This is a genomic window from Arthrobacter sp. GW822-FHT05G07 (assembly GCF_058799755.1).
On record NZ_JBXALT010000018.1, the window covers coordinates 25475 to 43773 of the forward strand.

General features: G+C 63.9%; 19 protein-coding genes. 13 read left to right on the forward strand and 6 right to left on the reverse strand.

Translation table 11 applies throughout. The features are described 5' to 3' along the window. Positions 1-58 precede the first annotated feature (58 nt). Positions 59-244: a DUF4177 domain-containing protein gene (locus AC1RJY_RS23360; protein ID WP_253030969.1), complete on the forward strand. Its 186-nt coding sequence runs from the start codon at positions 59-61 to the stop codon at positions 242-244. Positions 245-285: 41 nt separating this feature from the next. Here AC1RJY_RS23360 and AC1RJY_RS23365 read toward each other — a convergent pair whose 3' ends face one another. The 3 genes from AC1RJY_RS23365 to AC1RJY_RS23375 form a co-directional block, all read right to left on the reverse strand. Beyond that, a complete protein-coding gene (locus AC1RJY_RS23365) occupies positions 286-1623 on the reverse strand; it encodes a hypothetical protein (RefSeq protein ID WP_498603663.1) in 1338 nt (445 codons plus the stop codon). A gap of 149 nt (positions 1624-1772) precedes the next feature. Further along, a complete protein-coding gene (locus AC1RJY_RS23370; protein ID WP_253030971.1) occupies positions 1773-1979 on the reverse strand; it encodes a hypothetical protein in 207 nt (68 codons plus the stop codon). A 105-nt stretch (positions 1980-2084) separates the two neighbouring features. Beyond that, a complete protein-coding gene (locus AC1RJY_RS23375) occupies positions 2085-2357 on the reverse strand; it encodes a helix-turn-helix domain-containing protein (RefSeq protein WP_349469158.1) in 273 nt (90 codons plus the stop codon). 301 nt (positions 2358-2658) lie between these two features. On the opposite strand from AC1RJY_RS23375, the gene AC1RJY_RS23380 reads away from it, so the two are divergent. From AC1RJY_RS23380 to AC1RJY_RS23425, 10 genes are read left to right on the forward strand one after another with little or no spacing between them, the layout of a single operon-like run. Beyond that, positions 2659-3102 carry a hypothetical protein gene (locus tag AC1RJY_RS23380; RefSeq protein WP_253030972.1) on the forward strand — a complete coding sequence of 148 codons (444 nt, stop codon included), beginning with the start codon at positions 2659-2661 and terminating at the stop codon, positions 3100-3102. Then, positions 3092-4171 (forward strand): CHAP domain-containing protein, encoded by a 1080-nt coding sequence (locus AC1RJY_RS23385; RefSeq protein WP_253030973.1) that lies wholly within the window; start codon positions 3092-3094, stop codon positions 4169-4171. The genes AC1RJY_RS23380 and AC1RJY_RS23385 overlap by 11 nt, the downstream gene beginning before the upstream one ends. Then, positions 4168-4680, forward strand: a complete 513-nt coding sequence (locus AC1RJY_RS23390) for a hypothetical protein (protein ID WP_253030974.1) — start codon at positions 4168-4170, stop codon at positions 4678-4680. Before AC1RJY_RS23385 ends, AC1RJY_RS23390 begins: the two co-directional genes overlap by 4 nt. A gap of 41 nt (positions 4681-4721) precedes the next feature. Beyond that, positions 4722-6206 carry a chromosome partitioning protein ParA gene (locus AC1RJY_RS23395; protein ID WP_253030975.1) on the forward strand — a complete coding sequence of 495 codons (1485 nt, stop codon included), beginning with the start codon at positions 4722-4724 and terminating at the stop codon, positions 6204-6206. A 34-nt stretch (positions 6207-6240) separates the two neighbouring features. After that, positions 6241-6849, forward strand: coding sequence for a DUF6668 family protein (locus AC1RJY_RS23400; RefSeq protein WP_253030976.1), 609 nt, complete (start codon positions 6241-6243; stop codon positions 6847-6849). Between the two features lie 11 nt (positions 6850-6860). After that, complete coding sequence (locus tag AC1RJY_RS23405; RefSeq protein ID WP_253030977.1) at positions 6861-7130, forward strand: hypothetical protein; 270 nt, start codon at positions 6861-6863, stop codon at positions 7128-7130. Positions 7131-7157: 27 nt separating this feature from the next. Further along, positions 7158-7904, forward strand: coding sequence for a DUF8175 domain-containg protein (locus AC1RJY_RS23410; RefSeq protein ID WP_253030978.1), 747 nt, complete (start codon positions 7158-7160; stop codon positions 7902-7904). A gap of 1 nt (position 7905) precedes the next feature. Beyond that, positions 7906-9198, forward strand: a complete 1293-nt coding sequence (locus AC1RJY_RS23415) for a TrbL/VirB6 family protein (RefSeq protein WP_253030979.1) — start codon at positions 7906-7908, stop codon at positions 9196-9198. Continuing rightward, positions 9185-10693, forward strand: coding sequence for an SCO6880 family protein (locus tag AC1RJY_RS23420; protein WP_349469159.1), 1509 nt, complete (start codon positions 9185-9187; stop codon positions 10691-10693). Before AC1RJY_RS23415 ends, AC1RJY_RS23420 begins: the two co-directional genes overlap by 14 nt. After that, positions 10693-12231, forward strand: coding sequence for a helicase HerA domain-containing protein (locus AC1RJY_RS23425; RefSeq protein WP_253030980.1), 1539 nt, complete (start codon positions 10693-10695; stop codon positions 12229-12231). Before AC1RJY_RS23420 ends, AC1RJY_RS23425 begins: the two co-directional genes overlap by 1 nt. A gap of 65 nt (positions 12232-12296) precedes the next feature. On the opposite strand, the gene AC1RJY_RS23430 is transcribed toward AC1RJY_RS23425, so the two are convergent. The 3 genes from AC1RJY_RS23430 to AC1RJY_RS23440 form a co-directional block, all read right to left on the reverse strand. Next, entirely contained in the window at positions 12297-13661 is a 1365-nt protein-coding gene (locus AC1RJY_RS23430; protein ID WP_253030981.1) for a site-specific integrase, read from the reverse strand. Positions 13662-14068: 407 nt separating this feature from the next. Beyond that, complete coding sequence (locus AC1RJY_RS23435; protein WP_253030982.1) at positions 14069-14452, reverse strand: helix-turn-helix domain-containing protein; 384 nt, start codon at positions 14450-14452, stop codon at positions 14069-14071. A gap of 4 nt (positions 14453-14456) precedes the next feature. After that, positions 14457-15548 carry a tyrosine-type recombinase/integrase gene (locus tag AC1RJY_RS23440; protein ID WP_307311629.1) on the reverse strand — a complete coding sequence of 364 codons (1092 nt, stop codon included), beginning with the start codon at positions 15546-15548 and terminating at the stop codon, positions 14457-14459. Between the two features lie 227 nt (positions 15549-15775). Between AC1RJY_RS23440 and AC1RJY_RS23445 the strand changes: the two genes are divergently transcribed. After that, positions 15776-17545 carry a type IV secretory system conjugative DNA transfer family protein gene (locus AC1RJY_RS23445; RefSeq protein WP_349469160.1) on the forward strand — a complete coding sequence of 590 codons (1770 nt, stop codon included), beginning with the start codon at positions 15776-15778 and terminating at the stop codon, positions 17543-17545. Positions 17546-17556: 11 nt separating this feature from the next. Then, on the forward strand, positions 17557-17997 hold the full coding sequence (locus AC1RJY_RS23450; protein ID WP_253030986.1) for a DUF4913 domain-containing protein: 441 nt from the start codon (positions 17557-17559) through the stop codon (positions 17995-17997). Positions 17998-18299 lie beyond the last annotated feature (302 nt).

The following is an 18299-nucleotide window of genomic DNA, read 5'->3' on the forward strand; positions in this document are numbered from 1 at the left end:
CGAGCACGCCAAACAGCTTGGTTCCTTCCTATCGGGGAAGTCGTAGCGAAGGATTTCCGTGAGCAGCGCAGAGGCCACTAAATACGAGTACAAGGCCGTCAAAGTGGACCACCGGTCCAAGCAACAGTCGAAGGAACTCACCAAGCTCTCCGAGCGAGGCTGGGAGATTGTGCAGATCGGAGCGCCTGCCATGCAGATCGGTTACAAAACTGTGCCAGTGCAGGTCCGTCGTCCCAAGCGATAGCTGAGACCTCGATAGCCTGAACACACTCACTGACAACCTGCTTAGAAGACGCTTCTGACCAGGGCAATGCCGCGTTTGAAGGCGCTGACCGCCTCTGTATCTGGCTCGCGGCGTTTCTTCTCTTCCTTCGCTGCGGCGATGGCCCGAGCCGTTGCTTCCTGGGAGCGGCGGGCTGCTTGTTTGCTGGGCGGGTAGATGGGGTGTCCGTTGAGGCGCCAGTGGTTGAGCCGGCTTTGGAGCAGGCGGGCGATGTCCAGGGCACCGTCGAAACCGTCATGTGGGTGGGCCGATCCGTCAGGTTTGAAATCCAGGGCATGGAGGACATCTCTGGGGGAGTAGTCCTCCCGGAAGTAGGGTGCCAGTATCCGTACAAGGTGCCTGGACCGGAGTTTCCGTAGTGGAGGTGAGTGCCATTGGACGGTTCGGGCGGCTTGTAACTCGTTGAAGGATCGGGTTGCCTCGTCCGGGGCGCTTGTCGTTCCGGTAATTGGCCATTGAAGGTCTGTACGAGCGGCCTCGATCTTGGCTGTCTCACGTGCTGCCGCCTCAAAATGGGCTTTCAGTGTGGGCGAAGCCCACTCCTTCTTCCCCTTGGGGGCTGAGTTTCCTTTTGGCAGGTTAGGGTTGCCATTTATGTCCACAAGCTGCCGGAATTTCTGCAGGAGTGGATCGAGTCTGCACTTGAAATCCATGCGCTGGACTTCCTGCTCGCCAAACTCCGCGAGCTCCTGCTCGGTTGCGAGGCGGCAGAGCACATAGACGGCACGGTCGGCCATCCGGTCCGGCCTTGCTCCCTCTTTGAAGAGGTTGGAGTTCCCGTCCGCGGTCTTGGGTGTGTAGATGGCTGAGCGGCCGCCGGCTACTACGCCGAGGAAACCGTGACGCCGCAGCCAGCGCTTGATGCGGCCCAGGGTGCCGGCGCCGATACCGGCGGTGGCCATGAGGTAATCATTCCCGGGGGTCACGGTGTGGCTGTTGTAGTCGTAGGCCACGAGAAGCTGTGCGGCCACGGCCAGCAGGTTCCGCCGGAAGTCGGCCCTGTGCCAGACGAGTTTGGGGTGCTGCCGGATAGCGTCTAGCCAGTCAAAACCGGTGGTGAGGGGGCAGCTGCCCTCCGGAACGGCACGGAGGACGTTTTCTTCGTCCCGTTCCATGAGTCGGTTGATGCGCCGCGGTGCATCAGTGCGCTTGGAGTGATCTCCCACGTGTGCGGGGTCCCGGCGTTTCCACAGACCGGGTAAACCCTGTACAGCGATGGCCTCCATAGACGATGTTGTGGAGCAGTGTTGCTGGGGGCGCGGGCGACGTTCGGCGTCGGTGACGTGAGAGCCAACATACGCGTCGGAATGCGTTGACGCCGGGATAAGGTCCGGTACCATAGACGCAGCAAGTCCTTTCTTTTGACAAAGCAAAGGGAGCGTCCTCGCAAGAGGAAGCTGCAGTGAAATGGTTCAGATCACGTCCCGCCAAGAACTGAGATCTGAACGCATACTTAGATGAAGGCCCGCCGAGTGCGGGCCTTCAGCTTTTAACTGGCTTTAGACATCGGCAATGTCTCCGGTAGTTGGGATCGGTCGAACCAGGAGGGCAGTCCATCGGGCTGCAACTCCGCCCGAAGATGAGCGATCAGCTGCTCCATGGCTTCGCCGGTCGACACACCCATGTTGTCGGCCACGGCGAAGAAGAAGTTTTTGTCCTCCTTCGGCACCAGCGTATTGAGCTGGACGTTGTCCATTGCTGTTCCGCGATGCCTGCGCCGTCTCGTAGCCATAGATCGAAAATAGCCTTAAGAATATGCATTACGCGGGATTCGGCCCGCGTGTCTTCCTAAGAAGAACATTTAACGCCCTCGTAAGTAATCCTTGAGGCCGTCAAGTAATTGCTCCAGGCGCTCAGGCAGGACTGTGAATGTCACGGTCCGCCCTCGGCGTTGACCTGCGGGGACATCGGCTTCCACCAGGCCTGCGTCTTCGAGTCCCTGGAGTGTCCGTCGTGCCGTGTTTGGATCGGTTCCGAGTTCGCGAGCCAGGTCTGCTGCCCCAGTTGGGCCGTGGATTGAGAGATGGCGCAGTATCGCGCGGGAGAACATCGTCCCGAATGACTCGATGGCCATTTCTACGTCCCTAGGCAGGGAGCTCGGGGGGCGAATATATCGGGGCATCCAATCATTTTGTCACTTCCTGTGTTTTACTCTGCCGCGGTTCCCATAAGACTACATTTAATGTCGTTTTAGGGTAATGTCTTAACTGTCGCACAGACAAGAACGCAGATAGCCGTGACCACTGACACAGAGAGGCTGTGTGACAAGCGATTCCGGCTCAACGTGTGGACAATGGCCTGTTGGTCCACCAAATGGAATATGTCAGTGGCAGCTGGTGGCTGTGGAAACGATGTCCAAGGGGGAGGGACGGATTTTGAAGAGTTTATTGCCGTTTGGCACGCCGTGGCAGATGGACGGCGCTCTGCGTGAACGGGCGATCCGGGAACGTGAGATCTTCCGGTCCTGGGTGGCTGAACTGGACGTCCCCGCCGGGCAGGTGCGGGTACTGAGTGAACTTCTGGAATTGATGGATGAGCGCGAGTTCGTTGAGGGGCGCGCTGCCTGCGTGACCTACGAGGCCGAGCTTGCCCGCCGTACAGGGCTGGGGGACTCCCTGGAAGGTGTCCTCAAAGACCTGAAGGACGCGGGCATACTGACCTCCCACCGGGCGGCCGAAGTCTTCAAGGATGGACGCCCGGGCGTGGTGCTGCGGATTCGACGCCCGGGCGTCGTCCTGACCGTCGAAGCCGCCGGTCCTCTGTGGCTCAAGGATTCCTGGTTCCGTAACCGGGGCGAGGGCTTTCCTGATGCAGCGTAAGTCGCTTGGCCTGGTGGCACTCATTGCCATCCCCGGGCTGTTCCTTGGTCTGATCTTCTCCATGCTGTTGCTGTTGGCCCCCGCGAAACCTGCTGTGGCTCACTGCGGTCCGGCCATCTCTGTTGTCATCGATGGCAACACCAAGGTCGAGGGCTACACCGAGGAACAGTTGAAGAACGCCGCGTCGATCATGGGTGCCGGCCAGGCACAGGACCTGTCCGTGAAGGGTCAGATGATCAGCGTCATGGTCTCCCTGGGGGAGTCGGGGTTGCGTGTCCTGGACCATGGCGATGGACCCGGCCCGGATTCCCGTGGGTTGTTCCAGCAGCGCGACAACGGCGCTTGGGGCTCCTATGCAGACCGTATGGACCCCACCACCAGCGCCACGAACTTCATCAAGGCTTTGAAGGCCGTTCCGGGTTGGGAGCTGTTGGAGCCGACCCTCGCCGGTAACAAAGTTCAGCGCAACGCCGACCCTTACCACTACCAGAAGTACTGGCCTGAGGCCCTCAAACTCGTCCAGGCACTCTCGGACGGAAAGTTCGACGTGGAAGGCAGCGACTGCGCCATCCCGGGAAAGTCCGGTGCCGGGGATGACTACCCGTGGAAAGACGCTCCCACCTGGTTGCAGGTCGGAGCGAACGCTGCCAGCACCTCGCCGCTGGGTATGTACAACCGAGAGTGCGTTGACTTCGCGCTGTGGCGCGTGAACCAGCAGATGGGTTCCGCCAGCGCACCCTTCAAATTTCTCAACGGCACGTTCCGCCCGGATGGGCAGGGCCTCGGCTCGGCTCTGACGTGGAAGAGCGGCTGGGACGCCAAGGGCTGGCCCACCGGCAGCACCCCACGGGCCGGCGCGGTCGTTTGGTACGCACCCGGAACCGGGGGAGCGGACCCGACCTTCGGCCACGTTGCGGTGGTCAAGGAAGTCAGTGACGACGGGACCTACGTCGAAGAGGGCTACAACGGCAACCCGGCCCCGGATGACCACAGCTACTACACCCGGACAGTCAGCAGCAACGTCCCTTCAGCCTTCCTGTACCTGCCCACTCAAGAGGAGAAAAAGTGAAAAAGCCCTTGGCCCTGCTCACCGTGGCCCTGCTCTGCGTTTCATGCGCACCGGCAGCGAACACGACACCGGCAGAACCAGCCAGCACCACGCCCACAGCGTCCGCCCCCGTCTCACTGAGCGCCAACAGCGGACCACAGGCCCCCGGAGGAACAGTCCCAGCCTCCACCGGCATCACCTGGGATCAGGCCAGCAAAGACAAAGCCGCGGAAATCGCTGAGAAGGCAATGGACGACTTCGCGCGCCCCAACGTGGAGGAAAAGCAATGGGCCAACGATCTTGCCCGCTGGCTGACACCACAGGCCACCGCCGACTACTCGGCAGTGGACCCGGCCAACATTCCGGCCAACCTCGTCACCGGCCCGGCCACGCTGACCGTCGACGAAGCCAACGGCTACGGCGTCACGGCAGCTGTCCCCACCAATGCCGGGACCTACACGCTGCAGCTGCTCCGCACGGGCACGGAAGCCCCGTGGAAGGTCAACCGGCTCACACCACCCACGTCCTAAGCGCCGCACCTCTCCATCTCACACACGTAAGGAAGAAGTTCATGGGTACTACACCAACCGAAGTCCTGGCCTTTCCAAACATCAGGGCCATCGTCCGCGACAACGGGACCGCTGAGGTCGTCGTCGCGGGTAACTCCCGCATCGTGCCTGCCGGGGACTCCGTACAGGATCTCCGCAACAACGCCCTGGCCCTGGTCGTGGGCGAAGCGCAAACACTGCAGCGCCCCGTCCGGGTCCAGATCGAAGATCCCGAAGGACACGGTGAACTGATCGTGCACCCCGACAACAAGATCGAATCCGTCTCCTACGAACCGCGCCCGGCACGCCGCCGGGCAGAGGCCCCGGAAACCACCCCCGAGCCCGTCGCTCCAACCGTCATCGACACGGTCCCTGTTACTGCTCCTGAACCAGCAGCCGTCCCCGCACAGCCCACCGCTGCGGCAACGCTGGACCGCCAGCCATGGCCGCCCAACCCCGTAGAGAACGAGCCATCAACCGAGACTCCTGAGCCTGCCCAGCCGGCCGCCGCAGAACCGCAGACCACCGCAACCGCCCCGGAAGCACCGCTGACCCGGCGCAGCCTGAAGGAAACCTCGTTCCTGGTCAGCGCTCCGGTTTTGGAACCGGCAACACAGGGCTGGCGCGGAACGCTCACGCGACTCGGATACCGGATGGACCCCTCAGCCGAAGAACTCTCCGAACGTGAGGACATTCGCACGGTCAGCCAGCACTGGCCCGGCCCGCGCACCATCGCGGTGGTGAACCGCAAGGGCGGGGCGAACAAGACCCCCACGGTCGTCATGCTCTCGGCCATCCTCGCCCGCTACAGCGGTGCCGCCACAGTGGCCTGGGACAACAACGAGTCCCAAGGCACCCTCGGGTGGCGGACGGAAAAAGGCTCCCACGACCGGAGCGTCCTGGACCTCATCGATGCTTCCACCGAGCTGCTGTCACCTTCAACGAACGCGGCAGAAATCGCCAAGTTCGTTCATCACCAGACCGGTGACAAATTCGACGTTCTGCGCTCGGATGAAAACGAAGAAGGCGACCACGAAGTCACCGCTGAGGAAGTCGACATCGCCCACCAGGTGCTCACCCGCTATTACCGGCTTGTGATCATGGACTCGGGCAATACCGCCCGGGCAGCGAACTGGCGTCGGATGATTGACCACACCAACCAGCTCGTCGTACCTGTGACAGCCATCGAGGACCGCGCCGAAGCCGCCCGGCTGACGCTGCAGACCCTCGAATCCCGCGGTGGCCACGACGCGGAGCTGGCACGCAACGCCGTTGTGATCGTCTCCGAATCCACTGACGCCAAGCGCAGCATGAGCGGGGACGCTTTGAAGCGGGCCAGGGACGAGGCCCGGCGGATCGCTGACGGCTTCGAACCGTTCGTGCGGGCCGTCGTCCGGATTCCTTACGATCCGGCCATGGTCAACGGCCCCATCCGTTACGAAGCCCTCCAGCCCGCCACGCAGCGGGCATGGTTGGCCGCAGCGGCCGCCGTCGCCGCCGGCTTCTAGAACAACCCACCGACGGATTCTGAAAGGAGGAACCATGCAACAGTCCCTGAACCCCTGGATCACCCGCCCAGCCGGAGACCCTGCGGAGGCCGCTCTGGACACGCACGTGCCACCAGAGGCCGCGATCAGTGCGCCGCTGAGGGGAATGGTAGAACCGGACGCAGCAGACCGCCTCGGCCGACGCACCATGTCAGGCTCGCCAACGTTGTGGATTACCGGCGCCCACGGGGGAGCCGGCGAGAGCCGCATCGCTGACCTGTTCGACGGAGCCCGCCCCACCGGTCACTGCTGGCCCGTCCTGCAGGACGGGAGCACACCCCGGGTGCTGCTGGTCTGCCGGGCAGACATGCGCGGCCTGACAACGGCACAGAGCGCACTGACCCAATGGGCATCAGGTGCGGCACCGAAGCTGGATCTGCTCGGCCTCGCCGTCCTGGCGGACGCACCAGGGAAGACTCCCAAAGCGCTCCGTGACTTCGCCGCAATCGTCGGCGGGGGATCGCCCCGGCTCTGGACCCTGCCCTGGGTAGAAGCCTGGCGGCACGGCGGCACCACAACGCCGCCAACGGGCCGCGAATACGAACGATTCATCAATGACTTGGCCGCTCTGGCCACCGACATCACACCCAGCACCACCCACTGAAAGGTCTCACCATGAACTCCTTCTCCGCACTTGCGGCAAGCGTCATCCCCAACCCCACTCCGGTCGTTCCCGCCGAAGCCGGCGGCTTGCTCACAGTCCTGAACTGGGCTTCCGGTATTGGCCTCGTCCTGGGTGTTCTGGGCGTGATCATCGTCGGCGTCGGCATGGTCATCCAGCTCCAACGCGGCGAGGGTGGCCAGTCCCTCGCCAAGCTCGGCTGGGTCCTCATGGGCTGCATCATCATCAGCGGCGCTTCCGGCATCGTCCGCGCCTTCGTCTAAGCCAGCACCAACAACGGGAGGTTCACCATGAGCCAGTCAACAGAGAGCACCACCGAAAGCAATCCGTTCACCAAACCCGGGTTCCTCATCGCTGCCGCGCTGGTGGTCGCGCTGATCGCAGCAACCGTCGTCATCTTCCTGCTCCCCAACGGACAGGGAAACGCCCAGCCCGCCCCTGCCCCGACAGAGACCAGCAGCACAGCCGCAGCCAGCCCCAGCGCCTCCGCTGGGGCTGGCAAGAGCGTCTGCGGCCTCCCTGCGAGCAAGGAAACTGCACTGGGAACCGCGCCCAAATCCAAGTGGGACTTGCTCGGAACCATGGCCGTTCCAACAGATCCATCAACAGCAGGCCCCGGCACTGTGGGCAAGGACGGTCTGAGGTCGTGCTTCGCCCAGTCCCCGACGGGAGCCCTCTATGCGACGGCAAACATCTGGGCATCGTCCTTCAATGGCTACGCAAAACAGCTATACCTGGAGCTTTCAGCTGACAGCCCTTCGCGGGACAAAGCTGTACAGGCCATAAAGGAAGGCAAGGACGTCGGCGGCGGGACCTCACCAAAGGTTCAGATCGCTGGTTTCATGATCCATTCGTACACTCCCGAATCAGCCGTCGTCGAGCTGGCCATCAAGAGCAACGATGGCGGATACGGCGCTATCGCGACGTCACTGCTGTGGGAAGACGGTGATTGGAAATTGGATATCCCTCCCGCTGGCGGAGGCGCAGTTCGCCAGATCAGTGACCTGAGTTCATTTATCCCTTGGGCCGGCGTCTGACGTGGCAGAAAAGGAATGTGAGGTCTGGGACGCGTACTGCTGGAGTACGCAGGGTGCCAGCAATGTCGCGGCCGGGATCGCAGACGACGCAATCAACAATCTTGCAAAAGCCATCATGGAGGGCATGAGCCAGATGGTGACAACACTGTCTACCTTCTGGGTGACCATGCCCACGGTGAACCTGGCCAGCGAGGACGGCACCACGCCAAGTCCCGTTGTTTCTGCGGTCAATAGCGAACTGATGCCCTGGACGCTGGCGCTGGCGGTCCTCGCCGTCATCCTCGGAGGCATCCGGATGATCTGGGAACAGCGTGGGGCACCGCTTAAGGATCTGCTCCGCTCGCTGCTTACGCTCACTTTGGTGTCGGGCCTTGGCTTGGGTGTCATCTCGATTCTGGTGGTCGCGGCCGACGCCTTTTCTGTCGCCGTCATCGAGCGTTCCACGGACGGGAAGGGATTTGCAGAGTCGATGAACGTCCTGGTCATGACCAACCAGACCGGTGTCGGGGTTTTTATTCTGATCGTCCTGGGGTTGATTGGCCTGATTGCCTCTCTCGTCCAGGTCGTGCTGATGGTGGTGCGCAGCGGCATGTTGGTGATCCTGGCGGGCATCCTGCCGACCACGGCCGCGTTCACGAACACAGAGATGGGCAGGCAGTGGTTCCAGAAGGCAGTTGGCTGGACTATTGCCTTCATCCTCTACAAGCCAGCGGCTGCCATCGTTTATTCGGTCGCGTTCCTGCTCATGGGCACCGGCGGGGGCCAGAACGCGCTGATTAGGTCCATCACGGGCTTCACGTTGATGGTCGTTGCCTTGTTCGCCCTGCCAGCCCTGATGCGGTTCGTAACGCCGATGGTCGGCGCCGTCGCCTCTGGCGGGGGAGCAGGAGCAGGGGCTGTCGTTGGCGCCATGGCGACAGGTGCTGTCTCCTTGGGCCGCAGTGGCAGCGGTAAGGGCAATGCCGCACCAACGCCAGCGAGCACGCAGAGCAGCCAGGCAGGCACGTCTCCGAAGGGCAGTGACGGCACGTCGGGTCCCAGGGGAAGCGGCGGCCAGCCGACGCCAGGGTCAACCGGTCCTGGAGGTCCGGGTGGAGCTACCAGCACCGCGACCGCCAGCACTGCTAGAGCAGGAGCAACAGCAGGGGCAGCAACGGGAGCCAGCGGGGCAGCAGCAGCTGGTCCGGCAGGCATGGCCGTAGCTGCAGGCGCCCAAGTGGCGTCCAAGACGTCGCAGGCAATCGCAAAGACCGCGCAGGATTCAACCGGGGAGGGCCCCAGTGGCAGCAATTAATACCGAATACAAAGAACCGTCCTACGGCAACTGGCGCGTACCGCGCTCAGCGGGCCTGGGAAACCTCGGCGCTATCGGCACCGGGATTGTCATGGCCGGGCTGTTGATGGGCATCATCAGCTTCGCTATCTGGGGTCTGTTCCCGGGCCTCGCTGTCCTGGCCGTGGCCGGGGTTAGCGCCCTCCTGCTGACCGTCAAGGACAAGCACGGCCAGTCCATTGTTGACCGCTTCGCCACACGGATGAGCTTCCGGCTCTCCAAGTCCTCCGGAACGAATCTCTACCGTTCCGGCCCCCTGGGCGTGACTCCGTGGGGCATGTACCAGCTGCCGGGACTGGCCGCGAAGTCCACCCTGTACGAGTTCACTGACTCCTACAAGCGCCCGTTCGCCCTGCTGCATGTGCCGACCACCAGCCACTTCACCGTGATCTTCTCCACCGAACCTGACGGAGCCTCACTGGTGGACCCGGAGCAGGTTGATGCGTGGGTGGCGAACTGGGGCGGCTGGCTCGCCGGGCTTGCGGACGAAGCCGGCCTGGACGCCGCGGCCGTGACGGTCGAGACCGCACCGGATTCCGGATACCGGCTGCGGAACGAAGTGGAAATGAACATCGACCCGAACGCGCCAGCCTTTGCCCAGGCCATTCTGCGCGAGGTCGTTGACACCTACCCGGAGGGATCGGCCACGGTCCGCGCCTGGGTGTCCCTGACCTTCAACGCCTCCCTCCGGACAGGATCGAAGAAGCGGACACCGGAAGATGTGGCCCGGGACCTCGCCTCCCGCATCCCGGGCCTGTCGGCCCGGCTGCAGTCCACCGGTGCTGGTATTGCCCGGCCGATGTCAGCCCAGGAACTCTGCGAGGTGGTACGGATCGCCTACGATCCCCCCGCTGCGCTGATCATCGATGAAGCCCACGCCGCCGGCTCCCCGGTCTCCCTGACCTGGGGCGAGGTCGGCCCGACCGCGACGCAGGCAAGCTGGGATGACTACCGGCACGACAGCGCGTTCTCGGCCTCGTGGACCATGACCGGCGCACCCCGCGGGTCTGTGAACTCCTCGGTCCTGTCCCGGCTGTTGGCCCCGCACGGGGACATTGACCGTAAGCGGATTTCGCTGCTGTACCGCCCGATGGATTCTGCCCGGGCAGCTGCCGTGGTCGAGCGGGACCAGAACAACGCCAACGTCCGCATCACCTCAGGGAACCGGCCGTCCGCACGTGCCCTGGTCGATGCCCGCTCCGCTGTTCAGACCGCCCAGGAGGAAGCCCAGGGCGCCGGGCTGGTGAACTTCGGGATGGTCGTCACGGCCACCGTGACCGATAGGGAACGGCTCGCTGATGCGGTCGCGGCCATTGAACAGACCTCCGGTACTGCCCGTGTGTTGTTGCGCCGTGCCTACGGTTCGCAGGACACAGCGTTCGCGGCGTCCCTGCCGTTGGGGCTGGTCCTTCCCAAGCACAGCCTGCTGCCCTCCGAAATCAAGGATGCCCTGTAATGGCCCTCATGAAGATGTTCACCCGTTCCCCCAGGAAGCCAGCCGAGCCGGCGAAGGCTGAGCGCCAGCCGCGCGAGGCCGGGCCGGGCTCCCGGGGCTGGATCGGGCGTGGCGGAGGCATGGCCGCCCTCGTCCCGTCCGTGACGGAGTACCGGGGAACGACGGTCCAGGTCTGCGGGCTGTGGCCGTTCTCCTCCGGTGCGTCCTCGCCCATGATCGGCGTCCCGCTGGGACGCCACGAAGAAACCCAGGCCACGGTCTGCTGTGACCCGATCAGCTGGTTCCAGCGGGCACGGCTCATTTCCAACCCCTCCGCCTTTATCCTGGGCAAGCCCGGCCTGGGCAAGTCCACGCTGGTGCGCCGCATGTTCTTAGGGCTCTCCGCCCAGGGCGTCCACCCACTCGTTCTGGGGGACTTGAAGGGCGAGCACGTCAAAGCGGTCCAGGCACTCGGTGGCCAGGTCATCAAGCTCGGCCGTGGCGTTGGCTACCTGAACATTCTTGATCCCGGCCAGGCCGTCGAGGTCGCCCAGCTCCTCGAGGCCAGCGACCATCACGAAGCCGCCACCCGGGTCCGGGCCGACGCGCACGGCCGCCGCCTGAACATGGTTGTCTCGCTGATCACGATCAGCCGGAACAACCCGCCCACGGATCAGGAACAGACGATCCTGGACCGTGCGCTGCGGGTCCTCGATGACCGGTTCGACGGTATTCCTGTCCTGAAGGACCTCCTGGACGTCATTGTGTCCGCACCGGACGAGCTTCGCCAGGTCGCTCTGGACCGTGGCGACATGGCCGTCTACCTGCAGGAGACACGGGCGCTGGAGGCAACCCTGCTGGGCCTGACCGGGGGAGGGAAGCTGGGGGAAATCTTCTCCCAGCAGACCACCAATCCCATGAAGCGGGACCGCGCCGTCGTCTTCGATGTCTCCAGCATCGATGAGACGGAGACGGACCTGCAGGCCGCCGTCCTCCTGGCGTGCTGGTCCTACGGTTTCGGCACGGTCAACGTCGCCAACGCCCTTGCCGACGCGGGCCTGGAACCGCGCCGAAACTACTTCGTCGTCCTGGATGAACTGTGGCGGGCACTGCGCTCCGGTAAGGGCATGGTGGACCGGGTGGACGCCCTGACCCGTTTGAACCGCTCCGTCGGCGTCGGGCAGATCATGATTTCCCACACCATGTCCGACCTGCTGGCACTGCCGGCAGAAGAGGACCGGATGAAAGCCCGCGGATTCGTCGAGCGTTCCGGCATGGTGATCTGCGGCGGTCTGCCGGCCTCTGAAATGCCGCTGCTGACCTCCGCTATCCCGTTGTCCCGGCAGGAGCAGCAGAAACTCATCTCCTGGCAGGACCCGCCTGCCTGGGATTCGCGCGGCGTCGACGTCGAACCTCCCGGGCGCGGGAAGTTCCTGATCAAGGTCGGCGGCCGCCCGGGGATCCCGGTGCAGGTTGGGCTGACGTCGATCGAAACCGGAGACCACGGCGTGAACGACACCCAAACGAGGTGGCACGCCAAAAGTGAGAAGTTCGCGTGAATTTTGACGCTTTTGGCGTGAACTTGAGTACGCCCGGCGATTGCAGCGGGTGTGGGTGCTTAGGTTCAGGGAACCTGTGTGTCCTGACGGGTGAGGTCGGGGTGCTCGAGAGTGTTCAGGTAACGGGTGGCGCCTTCGACGCTGAGTCCGAACAGGTCGCAGATTCGGCGGATGTCCCCGCCTGTCGCGTGGATCTCATGCAAGATGCGGTCTTCGCGCAGGACTCGGGGCCGCAGCGTCCGGCCGGCCCAGGGGAACTGTCGACTGGCAGGCAGGAGCCTGGGCGCGGTGCGCCGGTTGATGAGCAGGTGCGGGTTGGCCGTGCCTGGCCAGGTTCGGTTGCGGTGGTCGAGCCAGGCCGTCAGGCGTGTGCGTACGGGGGCGGCCAGTGGGATGTCGCGGTCGCCGAGTTTCAGGTGTCCGTCGCTGATGTCGGTGAGTTTCAGCTCGCTGATCTGTTGCGCGGTCAGGGCGTGGAAGGCTACCAGGGAAACCGCGAGGGCAACGGCTTGGTTCGGGGAGTTCAGCTCCTCGCGGATCACGGCGGCGTCCAGGGCGAGGGGGATTGTGCTGCCTTTCGGGGACGCCTTCATCCCTCGGGTCGGGTTGGCGAAGATGAGTCGGCGGCCTTTGAGTGTCGTGAAGAGCGATTTGAGTCCGTTTCCGGCGATGTGGCGCCGGGCCGTGGTTTCGTCCAAGGCGGCTGTGATGTCGGCGCGGGTGACCTCGGCGAACGACTGGAGCCCCGCCTCGGCCCAGGCGTGGATGATGGGTTCGATGCCCAGGATGTGCGCCTTGATGGTCTTGGGGTCCCGCGGGATCTGCCGGGGCGCCTGGTGGGCGCCGTTGATCAGGACTTGCAGCCATATTTCGAGCTGGTCCTTCATGGCCGGTGGCAGTGTGCTGGTCTTGGCAGCGAAGTAGCGTTCGATGTGGGTCGGCCGGTCCTCGATGAGGAGGCCGGCCGCGGCCAGTACGTCGATCGTAGAGAGGACATTGCCGGAGTATTGCCGCAGTTGAAGGACGTCGGTGGCGCGGACTTTAGCGGTTGGGCTGGGCCGCAGGCCCTCAAGGAGCCTCAGGGACCGGGTCACGTCGTTGCGTTGCCGTTTGCTCCAGCCGGCCCTCTGGGCATGTTGACGGACGATGGCGGCGCAATAGCGGGTCAGATCGTTATCTTCGAGTCGGGCACGGGCCGCGACAGCCTTTTGGTCGGGCGGCATGTCGAACAGCGTCGTCTGCATGCCCATGTCGGCGGCGGGTGCGGTGACCCGCTGGTTGTTCTTGTCTCGCAGTTTCCATGGCGCGCGTTGTTCCGGGCTCAGCTTTGGCGCCCCATGACGGTGGAAGCTCATGTTGGCGAAGAAGAGCTGGTGGCCGGCCTTGGTCGCGCCCGCCAGGTCCAGACCGCGTCCAGGCTCTTGGAGCATTCGTGCCTGTTCCAGGCAGAGCCGGCAGGCCCGCCGCTCTCCGACTCGGGTGGTGCGTCCGCAAAAGTCGCAGATTCCATCAGGGTAGTGGGAGCGCCACCACCGGCAAGGCCAGCACGTCCAGTTGTAGCGGCGGTAGACACCCCAAGCAAAACATTCCTTGCACGAGCCTGGGTGTTGCGGACTGCCGGGATGGCAGATGGCGCACATGCCCTGGCTGAAGTAGTCCCTGCTGGTGCCGCATTTGGAGCATGGAGGTGGGCTGAACGGGCCACCGGGAAGGCAGTCGTAGCAATAGTCCACCCGTGGATAGGCCCATGCGACCCTGTTGATCTGACAGCGGGGGCACATCGATGGCGGCCGAAGCGGCGCCATCGGGCCCGGAGCCGGACTCACAACAGCCCTGCCTACAGGGGAGGCTCGGACCGTGGCTTGCCGAATCTCGGCGTTACGACCGGTGATACCTTGCCAAAACTCGGAGACACAACGGAAGACGGCCTACCATCGCCGGTGCCGGCGCCGGTGTCGTTGCCGTTTATGGTCTCGGTGACGCGTGGGCGACGTGCGGCGACCTTGTCAGGTTCGGGGGTCATCAGGTCTGCCGGTGTGCATTTCAACACCGAGCAGAGCACGTCAAGCTCTTCGAGTCTCATCGTGGCCGGCGTTCCGGCCCACCACGAGGACATCTTCCCGGCACTGATCTCTAGGCCGGCATCGGCGAGCATCCGGCGTATCTGCGCTGACTTCCAGATCCCACGTTCAGCGGCGCGGATCCGCAGGTTCCACTGCACGGTCTCATCCTTCCTTTTGTGTTGTCGCGAATCGGGACTCGATCCGCTCATTGGCGTTTTTCCAGGCTTGCTCGACGTACTCGCTGCGCACGTGGATGTAGCCCGAGGTAGTCGCAAGCCACTGATGACCCAGCAGTTCCTGGAGGGCCTTGATGTCCATCCCGGCCCCGTAGAGCGAGGAGGCGCAGTAATGCCGCAGGACGTGGGGAGTCATCCGCCCCGACCATGCCGGCAACCACTGATCGATCTGCAACCCCAGGCTGCGCCGCAGTGCGTTGTCACCGACCCGGCCGCATCGGCCCAGCTCACGGTCAAAGCGCTCCGAGGGCAGCAGAGGTGCGTCCGGATCCTCCCAGTCCCCGCCGTACAGGTGTCGGACATCGCCCAGCCACCAGTCGATCAGCTCTGCAGCGCCGTTGATCGCGGGCACAAGACGCGGCTTCGGGCCACGGCCGTGAGCTCCTTTGCCGAACCGGACATGGAGCTTGCCGAACCCGCCCAGGTCCGGGCGCCAGTCACGGATATCGAGCATCACCGTTTCGTTAATCCGCAGCCCCAGCCGACGCCACAGCGAGGCAGCGAAGTAATCCCGCGCGGCAGGCAGATACTTGCGGGCCTGCGGGATCGAGTGCCGCCAGGAAGTAAAGAACGTTTCGATCTCGGCATCCGACGGTGGCACCCGGACTTTGCCAAGGGATGCCCCGGACGGGCGGTTGAACTCATCAATGGGCTGTTCGACCAGCACCCCGGTCGCCCGATGTATCCGGCCCTGGTAACGGCTGATCACGAACTCGTAAAACAGCGCCAGCGTCCCTGCCTTGCCGGCTCTGGTGCTCACACTGCGTCCCAGCCGCTTCTGCTCGGCAAGGAACCGGTCAGCATCCTGACACGTCGCCGTCCACAACGGTCCAGTCACCGACCGGGCAAATTCGATGATTGTCGCCCGGGTATTGCGGATGTGCGAGTCGCTCAGACCAGCCGCCGCCATCGCCAGCGCGTACTGGTCAACGATCTCCTGCTCGAAGTCCTCGGCCGCCTGCACACTCCAGAACCCCGGATCCATGGCGGCCCCACCAGGCAACACCACCAGCGCCATCAGTCAACAACTTCAGAAGGAGCGAGCATGCGTCGACATTACGCCCAAACCGTCACTCTCGTCGATGGTTCATCGGTTTGGTCCCACAGCGGCTTCGATCCAACGCCACCTGCCCAAACGCGACTTCAAGCCCCAAATCAGCCCAACGAACCTGAGCGAATAGAGACACCGGCTGATTCTCTCCTTGGGCCAGCAGCTCCTGAGCTGCCCGGCGAGGGAGGCGCACTGTGAGCGCACCGAACCGTAAAGGAATGGGCCTCGGGGATGCCCTGCTGGTCTGGCTGGCTATTGGCTTTATCGTCGTCTTTGGCGGCGGGACCTACGCGGCCGCTCACGTGGGTTCTTGGATGGCCGGCATCGAGGCACCGCCCGCCCATCCGATTGATCTGATTGCCGGGCTGATCAAGGGACGGGTGCCCTGGCCAGCCCAGTCCACCGTCGCCGCGTCCCTCATGGCCGGCGTGATCGTGGTCCTGACCATCGTCGTGCTGGTGGCCTGGAGGAAGGGCGCGTCCAAGCGTGCTCGGGTCGATAAGGCCGCCCGGTACCTGGGCCGTGGGAAGTCGCTGGCCGCGTTCTCCGAGAAGGGCGCACAAGCCACGGCCGAGCGCCTCGGCGTGAAGGACACTCCGGGCATTGTGGTGGGAAAGGTGGTTTCCACCGGCCAGAAGTTCATTCAGTCCTGGGAAGACCTCAGCATCGACATCTGGGGGCCACGGACGGGTAAGTCGACCTCCCGGGTTATGCCCGCGATCCTGGACGCACCTGGTGCCGTCGTCTCGACCTCGAACAAGCGCGACGTGGTGGACGGCACCCGCGGCGTCCGGGTCCTGACCGCTCCGGTGTGGGTGTTTGATCCGCAGAAGATCGCCCAGGAGGAACCCGACTGGTGGTGGAACCCCCTCTCCTACGTAACGGACGAAGAGAAGGCCCACAAACTCACCCAGCACTTCTCGGTCGGTTCGCGTACCCCCGGGTCAAAGCCGGATGCCTACTTCGATCCCAAAGCCGAAGACATCCTCTCCTCGTACTTCCTCGCGGCCGCGCTCGGGGAGCTGCCCATCACCCAGGTGTATCTATGGGTGACGGAGCAGGTCAGCCAAGAACCCATCGAAATCCTGAAAGAACACGACTACGAGCTCCAGTACAAGGGCCTGGAGTCCACGCTGAAGCTGGCTGACAAGCAGCGCGACGGTATCTTCGGCACCGCCGAGAAGATGATCCAATGCCTCAAAAGCAGGAACACGCTGCGCTGGGTCGCCCCGGCACGCGGCGAGTCCGTGGCCACGGACCCCCGCCGACAGTTCAAGCCGCACGACTTCGCCGCCTCACAGGAGACGATCTACATTCTCTCCAAGGAAGGGGCCGGCTCCGCCGCACCCCTCACCACAGCACTGACGGTGGCCATCGCCGAGGCCATGGAGGAACGCGCCGAGCGCAGCGGCGGCCGCCTGCCACTGCCGGCACTGTTCGCCCTGGACGAGCTGGCCAACGTCGTCCGCTGGGCCGGCCTGCCGGACCAGTTCAGCCACTACGGCTCCAAGGGCCTGATCGTCATGGGCATCCTGCAGTCCTGGTCACAGGGCGTCGAACTCTGGGGCGAGGCAAACATGCGGAAAATCTGGTCCGCCGCCAACGTCAAGGTCTACGGCGGCGGCGTCGCCGAAGAAGGCTTCCTCCGCGCCCTCTCAGACCTGATCGGGGACTACAGCTACACCAACGTCTCCATTTCCTCCGGAAAATCCGGCTCCAGCCGCTCCCGGCAGGAAGGCAAGGAACGCATCTTCGACGTCTCCAACCTCGCCGAACTCGACCGTGGCCGCGCCGTCGTCCTCGCCTCCGGCGCACCCGCCACCCTCGTCCGGACACTGCCCTGGTACACCGGGCCCCACAAAGAAGCCGTCGAGGCATCCATCAAGACCTACAGCCCCCGCCCCGAAGAACCGACCGCACCGGCGGCAGCCGAGCCGGTGGCCAATCCCTGGGTCACGACGTAGGAGGCGCTGAGATGAACAGCGACATCGGACGATTCAGCACAGCTCTTGCTACCGGCGAGACAGAGGCACCCGCCGAAAGGCCCGCGGAAGAGCAGAAGCCACCTGAACTGGTCTACGGCTCAGCCGAGGAGTTCCTGCACGAGCAGCTGCTGCCGACCTACGTCCGCGACGTCGACGGCCGCGCCGCCAAATGGTGCATCGAGTGGTACTTCCACCCCGAAGCCCTTTCCCGCGTGGAAGCGCTGTGGCGGGCCTGGGAACATCTGCGCCTCGACGGGGCAACGGGTATCAGTGTCTGGTGGAAGGACCACGCGGACCACCACATGAGCGTGCTCCTGGACCCCCGCGGCCCGTTCTACAAATGCGATAATCAAAAGCACAGGGACCCCGAACATCTGGAGCCAAAACGTGCACCAGCAGGGTGGTTCCCTGATGTACGACTGCAAGACTAACGGTTGAGTGCGAGTAGTGGTGGTCCATTGAACCGCCCCTATTGCGTTGTCTCGAATTAAGCTTCCGCTAGCGTCTGGGACTGGGCCCGCTCTTGATGCATTTCGGTTCCCCTCGGCGTCATTAGGGCAGATGCTCTTTAAGCAACCTCATTGATTGCACCTCTTCTCGCAACCGAGTGTTGCGCGAGACCGCTGTAAGAACCGATGGGCGTTGGTACTGCAGGATGCCGGGCGTCCCGCAAGCGGTTCAAGTGGCTGTCGATCAGGGCCCGGGTCGTGTGGAGTTCCAGAGCCGGTTCCAC